The organism is Bradyrhizobium sp. (assembly GCF_019242285.1).
Taxonomy (GTDB): domain Bacteria; phylum Pseudomonadota; class Alphaproteobacteria; order Rhizobiales; family Xanthobacteraceae; genus Bradyrhizobium.
Genome location: NZ_JAFAVV010000096.1, coordinates 1 through 2,244, shown reverse-complemented (window position 1 = coordinate 2,244; position 2,244 = coordinate 1). Strand labels below are relative to the sequence as shown.

1 protein-coding gene is annotated in these 2,244 nt (G+C 62.7%); it reads left to right on the top strand.

The window, feature by feature from the left end; all coding sequences use genetic code 11:
* Positions 1–576: 576 nt before the first annotated feature.
* Positions 577–2,244: TOMM precursor leader peptide-binding protein (locus JOY90_RS03720; protein WP_291689815.1), on the top strand; the 1,668-nt coding region annotated here is incomplete at its 3' end.

Sequence of the window (2,244 nt, the reverse complement as noted above, 5' to 3'; positions counted from 1 at the left end):
GTGTTGGCAGCCGTCGGCGTATCTTTATCGCTGGCGGGTGGTGCATCGGCGGCAACTGCTGTGCCGTCGGCGGATACTCAGGCGCGGCCTATTACGCCGAGCCACGAGATCACTCTCAATGAAGAGGAAGTCTCCGACGTTAGCTTGGCGACGTTCCATGTCTTCGACAAGGAGCACGCCGGAGCACCCATGCTCGGCGAGAAGTATGCCCGAGGCTGCGGGTGTCGAGGCTGCGGCGGCGGCAGAGGTTGCGGCAGGGGTTGCGGCCGCGGCTGCGGTTGCGGCGGCTGGATCGGAGGCTGCGGCGGCTGCGCGTGCTGCGTTCCGTGGCGTCCGTGGCTCTGCTACTGATCTACAGTGGACTGACCTAGGCTCTCTGACCTGGCACCATGTCGAATTCGCAGCGCAGCGGGCTGCGCCAGTGAGTTCGGAGCGTGACGGCCAAGCGGAGTGGCCGACCCTATCGGGAAAGCGCCGGCGCGCGAGCTGGACCACAACGCTCGCGCGCCTTAAATTTGCGCCCTGGCAATCGAAAAATTGGCGATTTGAACTGGTCGCGATGAGCGTCAATCCGCGATGAGCGATAAACGAAGAAGCGCGCGGGTTGACCTTAAGACCGGCGATCGCGCGAACGGCCTGACCCGGCCTGCTGGCAAAGACATTCCCCGGTTCTCGCCGAATTTCTCCGTGTATGTGCTGCCGCCCGATGTCGTCTGTCTCTATTCGGAGCATCGGAAGTTCTTTCTGCACGGCGAGCTCTATTGTGCTCTGGCGTCTGCCATCGGTGCCGGAAAGAGTATTCGGGAGATCGTTCGCGAGTTGGAGCGGGATTTTCCGACCGACAAGATCCACGAGGCTTTGAAGCGGTTGATCGATCGCCGCTACGTCGTCCCGACTTCCGATTCCTCCGCCGACATCACCGCCGCCTATTGGTCAAGTCTCGGGCTTGCGCCGGAGGCCGCCGAGAAGACGCTTCAGAACTTTCGGGTTCGCATTCAATCGGTCGACGTGCAAGGGGCGACGGAGCTCGACACCGCATTGAGCGGGTTGGGCGTTCGTGTTGTGAAGCGCCCCGCCGACCTGACTGTCGTGCTGGTGAACGATTATCTGGATGGACGGCTCGCTGAATTGAATCGGCAGCACCTGTCGGACCAAACACCTTGGCTGCTTGTCCAACCCTCCGGCATTTTTCCGCTGGTGGGGCCCATCCTCGAGCCCGGCAAGGGCCCCTGCTGGACCTGTGTGGCGGAGCGGATGAACCGCAACCGGGAGATCAAGGCGTTCCTCGATCGCAAACAGGCCCGTTGCGTCGCGGCTTCGCCTCTCAGCCAGGGCGTGTTCGGTCAGAGTGCCATCCAGCTCGCAGCCGTCGAGATCGCCAAAGCGATCGCCACCGATTTTCGCACCGACTTACGCGATCACATCATCAGCCTCGATCTCATGGGTTCGACCATCGTGCGACATTACGTGGCGAAGCGCCCGCAATGTCCGGCTTGCGGCAGCGAGGAGCTGCGCGACCCGCGCCGCGCACCGGTGCCGATCGAGCTGAGCGGCGGCGGCAAGCTGATCATGAATAGCGGGGGATACCGGGCCGTTTCGTCCACCGCCACGGTCGCGCGCTTCCGCAAGCATGTGAGCGCTCTCACCGGCGTCCTCTCGCGTCTCGAGCGGATCCAAACCGACCTGCCCTTGAACACCAACTATCGCGCCACGCACAATTTCGCGCCCCGCCCCGAATCGGTCGACGAGCTTAAATCCGGACTGAATGGCGGCAGCTTCGGCAAAGGCAGCATTTCCGAGCAGGGCGAAGCCAGCGCGCTGATGGAGGCGATTGAACGCTATTCGGGGATCTTTCAGGGCGACGAGATCAGGGTCAGGCGTCGGTTCACGGAATTTCCGCCGGGCGATGCCATTCCTCCGAACGAATGCCTCCTGTTCAGTAATGCGCAATTCGCCGGTGAGCAGCCGTCGCTGACGGGCCCGGGCGAGGCGCCGACGGCGCTCGATCCATTCGATCGATCCGCGGAGATCGAGTGGTCACCGGCCTGGTCTCTGCGCGATCAGCGTTTCAAATACCTCCCGACCAGCATCCTGTATTTCTTCTACCGGAACGCTGCCGGAAACCTCGGCACCTCGGATTCCAACGGCTGCGCTGCCGGCAACTCGCTCGAGGAAGCGATCGTTCAAGGCTTCCTCGAATTGGTGGAGCGGGATGCGTACGCAATCTGGTGGTACAATCGGCTG